Annotated in this window: 6 protein-coding genes; 4 read left to right on the forward strand and 2 right to left on the reverse strand. The window is 69.6% G+C overall.

Features of this window, described 5'->3' with window-relative positions; all coding sequences use genetic code 11:
• Positions 1-77 precede the first annotated feature (77 nt).
• Positions 78-935, forward strand: coding sequence for a DMT family transporter (locus ABD810_RS17100; protein WP_344940429.1), 858 nt, complete (start codon positions 78-80; stop codon positions 933-935).
• A 41-nt stretch (positions 936-976) separates the two neighbouring features.
• Here the strand turns inward: ABD810_RS17100 and ABD810_RS17105 are convergent, their stop codons facing one another.
• Positions 977-1,717, reverse strand: a complete 741-nt coding sequence (locus ABD810_RS17105; RefSeq protein ID WP_344940431.1) for a GntR family transcriptional regulator — start codon at positions 1,715-1,717, stop codon at positions 977-979.
• 478 nt (positions 1,718-2,195) lie between these two features.
• Here ABD810_RS17105 and dapA point away from each other — a divergent pair, with 478 nt between their 5' ends.
• The 3 genes from dapA to ABD810_RS17120 all read left to right on the forward strand — a co-directional run bounded on the left by dapA (position 2,196) and on the right by ABD810_RS17120 (position 5,630).
• Positions 2,196-3,110: a 4-hydroxy-tetrahydrodipicolinate synthase gene (gene dapA, locus ABD810_RS17110; RefSeq protein WP_344940434.1), complete on the forward strand. Its 915-nt coding sequence runs from the start codon at positions 2,196-2,198 to the stop codon at positions 3,108-3,110.
• 224 nt (positions 3,111-3,334) lie between these two features.
• Positions 3,335-5,020: a ribonuclease J gene (locus ABD810_RS17115; RefSeq protein WP_344940437.1), complete on the forward strand. Its 1,686-nt coding sequence runs from the start codon at positions 3,335-3,337 to the stop codon at positions 5,018-5,020.
• Positions 5,021-5,072: 52 nt separating this feature from the next.
• Positions 5,073-5,630 carry a DUF402 domain-containing protein gene (locus ABD810_RS17120; protein WP_344940439.1) on the forward strand — a complete coding sequence of 186 codons (558 nt, stop codon included), beginning with the start codon at positions 5,073-5,075 and terminating at the stop codon, positions 5,628-5,630.
• Between the two features lie 112 nt (positions 5,631-5,742).
• Here the strand turns inward: ABD810_RS17120 and ABD810_RS17125 are convergent.
• Positions 5,743-6,866, reverse strand: a 1,124-nt coding sequence (locus ABD810_RS17125; RefSeq protein ID WP_344940442.1) for a pectate lyase family protein, incomplete at its 5' end; no start/stop codon positions are given.

Here is a 6,866-nt window from a genome sequence, read left to right on the forward strand (position 1 = left end):
GCGCTATCGTCCCCTCGTCAGTAGCGCTCGCCGTGCCCCCCGAGCGTCCAGCGCCTCACCGCGGGGCTGGAAGCCCATTGCGGGGCACCTTGCTGGCGGGGCTCGGAGTGCTCGCCTTCTCCGGCACGTTTCCGGCCACGGCTTTCGCGATGCGCGGCTTCGATCCATACCTGGTCGCGATCGGCAGGGCGTCGGTGGCCGCGCTGGCGGCGGCGCTGTGCCTGATGGCGGCCGGTGCTCCGCTGCTACCACCGCGTTCCCAGCTCAAGTCGTACGCGGTCATCGCGCTTTCCGTGGTGTTCGGCTTCCCGCTGTTCAGCGGGCTCGCCCTGAACGCCGGAGCGAGCGTGTCGCACGCGGCGGTCGTCGTCGGGCTGCTCCCGGCCGCCACGGCCGTCTGCGCCGTCCTGCGAGCCGGAGAACGGCCCCGGACGGCCTTCTGGGTGGCCAGTACCGGTGGGGCCGTATCCGTCACGATCTTCACGGTCAGCAGGGGAGGCGGGAGCCTCGCCGTCGCGGACCTGCTGATGGTCGCGGCCCTGGTCTGCGCCGCGGTGGGGTACACCGAGGGCGGACGGCTCGCCCGCCACACGCCGGGATGGCGGGTCATCTCCTACGCGCTGGTGGTCGCCGCGCCCGTCGCCGTGCCGTTGACGGTGCTGCTGTCGATGACGATCGCGCAGCGGCCGACCGCCGAGGCGGTGGCCGGATTCGCCTACGTCTCCCTGGTGTCGATGTTCCTCGGCTTCATCCCGTGGTACGCGGGGCTCGCCATGGGGGGCATCGCCCGCGCGGGGCAGACCCAGCTCCTCCAGCCGCCTCTCTCGCTGCTGTGGGCCTGGCTGCTCCTCGACGAGAGGCTGGAGGTCGCCACGGTCGCGGGCGCGCTGGCCGTGTTGGTGTGCGTCGCCGCGACCCAGCGCGCCCGCTCATGACGGGGTGCGGGCCGGGCTCCTGGTGACCGCGGGCCGAGGGGCTAGGCGCCGAGGGGAACGGAGTAGACGAGGCGGAAGCGGTCGCCGGGGACGACGATGTCGCTGGTCTCCACCGGGCGCTCGCCAGACCAGTGGGTGCGTTCGACGTGGAGGATGTGCACCCCGGTGGGCAGGTCGAGCAGGTCGCTCTCGGTCGGCTGCGGCACCCGGGTGTGCACGCTCTCCCGGATATCGGTGATCTTGACACCGGCGGCGGACATGCGGGCGAGGAGGCTCTTGCGGCCGTTGGTGCCCTCCTCGGGGCAGGACTGCGGCCTGCCGAGATCGGCGGGCTCGTAGGAGGTGGCGAGCTGCATCGGCCGGCCCTCGGTGCGGAAGACATAGCGGGTGCGGGTCACGGGGTCGCCCTCGTCGAGGCGCAGGCGGCGGGCGATCTCGCGTCCGGCCTTGACCGTCTCGCTGCGCCAGTCCCAGGTGGCGCGGTGGCCGCCCGCCTGCATGTCGGCGGCGAAGGGGGCGTCGTGGTCGATGTAGCGGCATCGCTGCAGGGGGTAGAGCACGGACTTCTCGCGGACGTAGTGCCCCGAGCCGACCTTGCCGATGATCAGGCCTTCCGCGGCGAGCACACGGAGTGCGTGCCGGGCGGCGGTCTCGCCGACGCGGAAGCGCTGGGTGAGCTGGGCGCGAGACGGGATCGGCGCGCCCGGCGGCAGGGTGCCGTCGACTATCTGCGCCCGCAGCTCTTCGACCACACGGAGGTACACCGGGTCGTTACCAGTCATCCGTCCATCCCTCAGGGCGTCGAGATCGTTTTCCTATCTTGCCGTAATCGCGGGACAACTGGGAGTAATGACGAAGATTTGGAGTCCCAACTTTACCAAACGCGATTCTGTGGCTACGCCTTGTGGCGAACGCTGCGGGAACGCCTGCCTAGCAGGAGATGCGGGTCCTCCCACCTGCGCCGAGGGCCTGGCGGCAAGCCGGTGGCGCCTGCCGCTGGGGGCGCTGTGGACCTCTGGTGACCCGGGGAGCTCAGGGGATCGGAAAATTCTCCTCAGAAGCGTGTAACGCCCCCGTAAGTGCGTCCGATTGCTCGGGTAGAGGTCGTCGATGTGTGTACCCCCGAGCACATATCGGCGGCCTCTATCCATGTCTCAACATCTCCCGCGCAAGCGGTACACACCATAATCAAGCCCACTGGTGTGGCGAACCGGGGTGGCGGGGTCCACCGTCTCCCCGGATCCGGGTACCGTTCGGTCTATGGCATCGCCTATAGGAACCTCCGACGCGCCCTTCGGTCGCATGCTGACCGCGATGGTCACGCCGTTCACGGCCGACGGTGCCGTCGACATCGAGGGTGTGCAGCGCCTGGCCACCTACCTCGTGGACGAGCAGAACAACGACGGACTGGTCGTGAGCGGCACGACAGGAGAGTCCGCCACCACCACTGACGCGGAGAAAGATCGGATACTCCGGGCCGTCATCGAGGCGGTCGGCGATCGGGCCACGGTGGTGGCCGGAGCGGGCACCTACGACACCCGTCACTCGATCGAGCTGGCCAAGGCCGCCGAGAGTGCGGGGGCACACGGCCTCCTCGTGGTGACGCCCTATTACAACAAGCCTCCGAGCGAAGGCCTGTACCGCCACTTCACGTCGGTGGCCGACGCGACCGGCCTGCCGGTGATGCTGTACGACATCCCCACGCGCACCGGCATGGCGATCGGCACCGAGACGTTGCTGCGCCTCGCCGCCCACCCGCGCATCGTCGCGGTGAAGGACGCCAAGAGCGACCTGTTCGCGGGTTCCCACGTGATGGCCTCCACCGACCTGGTCTTCTACTCCGGCGACGACGCGGTCAACCTGCCCTGGCTCTCGGTCGGCGCCGCCGGCTTCGTCAGCGTGGTGAGCCACGTGGTGGGCGCGGAGCTCGCCGGCATGATCCGCCTGTTCTCCTCCGGCCACGTCGAGGGCGCGCGTGCCGTGCACCGGCGTCTGCTGCCGATCGTCACCGGCATCATGACCCGCACCCAGGGTGCGATCATGGCCAAGGCGGCTCTCGGCCTGATGGGCCGGCCCGTGGGCCCGGTGCGCCTTCCCCTGGTGGACGCCACCCGCGAGCAGCTCGCGCTCCTGAGGGAAGATCTGGTCGCGGGCGGCGTGAAGTTGTCCGACTGACGTGCCGCGCGCCGAGGAAGGCGCGCGAGAATTGATTGGCCTGCCCGCCGCGCGTGTGACGTGAACGGCGGAGAACCATCCGAACGAGTCGCCGTGCGCTGAACACGGCGGGGAGGAACAGAGAGTTTGAGAGAGAGACACAGTGATCTCGGTCCGCGACGCGCCGCACGGCTCGGCGAGGGAGCCGTGCGTGGGCGGCGGGCCGGCATTGACGGGGGTAGAGCATGAGTCATCCGCATCCCGAGCTCGGGCCCCCTCCGGGGCTGCCGGAGAACGGCCTGCGCATCGTCGCACTGGGCGGGCTCGGTGAGATCGGCCGCAACATGGCGGTCTTCGAGTTCGACGGCCGCCTGCTGATCGTCGACTGCGGCGTGCTGTTCCCAGAGCCCGACCAGCCGGGCGTCGACCTGATCCTGCCCGACTTCGACTACATCAGAGATCGTCTCGGCGACATCGAGGCGGTCGTGCTGACGCACGCCCACGAGGACCACATCGGCGCCGTGCCGTACCTCCTGCGCGAGCGTGCCGACATCCCCCTGGTGGGTTCGCGGCTGACGCTGGCGCTGATCGAGAGCAAGCTCACCGAGCACCGCATCCAGCCGGTGAAGGTCGAGGTGGCCGAGGGGCAGCGGCAGCGGTTCGGGCCGTTCGAGTGCGAGTTCTTCGCGGTGAACCACTCCATTCCCGACGCCCTGGCCGTCGCGATCAGGACACCCGCCGGCATCGTGCTGCACACCGGCGACTTCAAGATGGACCAGCTCCCGCTCGACGGCCGGCTCACCGACCTCGGCGGGTTCGCCAGGCTCGGCTCCGAGGGCGTCGACCTGCTGATGTCCGACTCGACCAACTCCGAGGTGCCCGGCTTCGTGCCGAGCGAGCGCACCATCAGCCCGGTCATCGACGAGGTCTTCCGCAGCGCGACCAAGCGGATCATCGTGGCCTGCTTCGCCTCGCACGTGCACCGGGTGCAGCAGGTCTTCGACGCCGCCGAGGAGAACGGCCGCAAGGTCGCGCTCATCGGCCGGTCGATGGTCCGCAACATGACGGTCGCGCGGGAGCTCGGCTACCTCAAGGTGCCACCGGGGCTGCTGGTCGACTCCCGCGAGATCGAGGAGTGGCCGCCGGAGGACGTCGTGCTGATCTGCACGGGGTCGCAGGGCGAGCCGATGGCGGCGCTGTCGCGCATGGCCAACCGCGACCATCCGATCCGCGTCGCCGAGGGCGACACCGTCCTGCTGGCGTCCTCGCTGGTCCCGGGCAACGAGACGGCGGTCAACAAGGTCATCAACGGGCTCACCCGCTGGGGCGCGCGCGTGATCCACAAGGGCAACGCGCTGGTGCACGTCTCCGGCCACGCGGCCGCGGGCGAGCTGCTGTACGTCCTGAACCTCACCAAGCCGTCCAACTTCATGCCGGTGCACGGCGAATGGCGCCACATGCGCGCGCACGCCAAGCTCGCGGCGCTGACCGGCGTGCCCGACGATCACATCGTCATCGCCGAGGACGGCGTGGTCGTCGACCTGGTCGACGGCCGGGCGAGGATCGTCGGCGCGGTGCAGTGCGGCTACGTCTACGTGGACGGCTCCTCGGTGGGCGCGGTCACCGACGTGGCGCTGAAGGACCGGCGCATCCTCGGGGACGAGGGGTTCATCTCCGTCGTCGTCGTGGTCGACTCCACGACGGGCAAGGTGAGCGGTGGGCCGGAGGTCTACGCGCGCGGGTCCGGCATCGAGATCGAGGCGTTCGACGCGGTCATCCCGCTCATCGAGAAGGCGCTTCAGGAGGCCGGGGCCGACGGGGTCGCCGATCTCCAGCAGATGCGCCGCCTGACCCGCCGCATCGTCGGCCGCTGGGTCAGCGACACCTACCGTCGCCGGCCCATGATTATTCCGGTGGTAGTCGAGGTGTGAGCAGGCGTAGGTTTCCGTGCTGGAGTGTCGTTCGCCACGCGCGAGGAGCCGCATGCCTGAGAAACCAGCTGAACCGCCGGTGAGCGTCCAGGCCCCCGAGGCGGGCGCCACCGGCGTGGCCCTCGAGGTCGTCTACACCAAGTTCGACGGCTCGCTCCACTGGCACCACGGGGCGGCGCTGCTGGGGGAGGACGAGCACGGCATTTGGACGGGCTGCCCGGCGGGCTCCATCGGCCGGCGGGGCAGCGAGCCCGAGGTCATCTGGCCGCAGCCGTTCGTCATTCTCTTCCCGCGTGGGGCCTGGTGGACCGCGACCTTCAACGGCACGCCCAGCAAGGTCGCGATCTACTGCGACATCACGACCGTCCCGCGATGGCGGGACGGCCAGGTGACCATGGTCGATCTCGACCTCGACGTGATCCGCCTGCGTGACGGCCGTGTCCTGCTCGACGACGAGGACGAGTTCGCCGAGCACCAGGTGCGTTATTCCTATCCGGGGGAGGTCGTCACCCAGGCGGAGCGGTCGGCCGCCTGGCTGATGGACGCGGTCGGCCAGGGCGCGCCGCCGTTCTCCGGTGCCCACGAGCCCTGGCTGGCCACGGTCAGCTGACCGTCGATCCTCCGTTTCACGGAAGCGGACGCCACGGCGACCCCGCCGTCAGGACGCGAGACGGACCGTCACGCCGGGCGCCGGCGTGACGGTCCCTGAGGGTCGCCGAAGGTCAGCGGAGGCGGCCCGCGCCGGCCAGGAGGGGCACCTTGACGGGCACCAGAACGGCCGGATCCACCTTGGTGTGCAGGGTCGGCGTCCAGCCGACGTCGCCGGACAGGTCGGGGTCGTGGGTGGCGTTGTGGGCCGCGAGGATGTCCACCTGACGGGTCGTGGTGCCGGTGGTCACCAGCGTGCCGGTCGCGTGGACGGCGGTGCCGCCCCAGTTGTAGATGATCTGGTCCGCGCCGACGCCCTGGCCCAGCCGGAAGTGATTGTTCTCGGCGTAGATCTTGGACTCCACGCCCACGCCGAGGCTGTAGACGTACCCGGTGCCTGCCGGGATGTTGTAGAAGTTGTTGTAGACGTGCACCTTGCCGAACCGCACGCGCGGCGCCCGCTGCAAGATCGTGTCGAACACGTTGTGGTGCACGGTCACGTTCAGCTTGCCCGAGTCGGTGGCCGGGTTGTTGGTGGAGCCGATGAGCATGGTCTTGTCATGGTCGGCGAACCGGTTCCACGAGACCGTGGCCAGGTCCGACCCGTTGGTGATGTCCAGCTCGCCGTCGTGCACCTGGTACGGCCGGCCGAAGTACAGCGGCTGCGCGGAGTCGGGGTTGGTGCCGTCGTCGAAGCTGTTGTGGTCGGCCCAGATGTGCGTGGAGCCGGTGACGGAGATGTTGTCGTACAGGGAGTTCCAGTTGCCCTCGGCGCCGTCGGTGGGGTCCCACTGGGGGAAGCAGTCGTAGGCGTCCCGGAACGTGATGTTCCTGATGATGACGTTGTCGGCCTTGTCGACATGAAGGTTCATGCCCTTGATCACCGCGTGGCCGACACCGACGATGGTGGTGTTGGAGCCGACCTTCGGCTTGATGTGCGCGGTCTGGCTGGCCGCCGAGGCGGCGCGCGCGTCCTCCAGCGGTCCTGACGGCTCGGTGTCACGGCCCCACACCGCCGGGTCGTAGGCGGCGAGGTAGGCCGGGAGGGTGTAGCCGTTCACCGCGTAGTCGTCGCAGGTCAGGGGGGCGCCTGAGTCGTCGGTGTTCCCGTCGACGACGCCCTTGACGTAGATGATCTTCGGGGTCGCGTCGCCCCGGTTCAGGGCCGCGACCAGCTCCTGGCGGTTCCTCACGGTGT

Origin of the sequence: Sphaerisporangium flaviroseum (assembly GCF_039537005.1) — a bacterium.
Taxonomy (GTDB): Bacteria; Actinomycetota; Actinomycetes; order Streptosporangiales; family Streptosporangiaceae; genus Sphaerisporangium; species Sphaerisporangium flaviroseum.

What these genes read in the sequence shown, in the direction of transcription:
- ABD810_RS17105 (WP_344940431.1), bottom strand. Translation starts at nt 1,717, where the DNA reads ATGACTGGTAACGACCCGGTGTACCTCCGTGTGGTCGAAGAGCTGCGG.
- ABD810_RS17115 (WP_344940437.1), top strand. Translation starts at nt 3,335, where the DNA reads ATGAGTCATCCGCATCCCGAGCTCGGGCCCCCTCCGGGGCTGCCGGAG.
- ABD810_RS17120 (WP_344940439.1), top strand. Translation starts at nt 5,073, where the DNA reads ATGCCTGAGAAACCAGCTGAACCGCCGGTGAGCGTCCAGGCCCCCGAG.
- dapA (WP_344940434.1), top strand. Translation starts at nt 2,196, where the DNA reads ATGGCATCGCCTATAGGAACCTCCGACGCGCCCTTCGGTCGCATGCTG.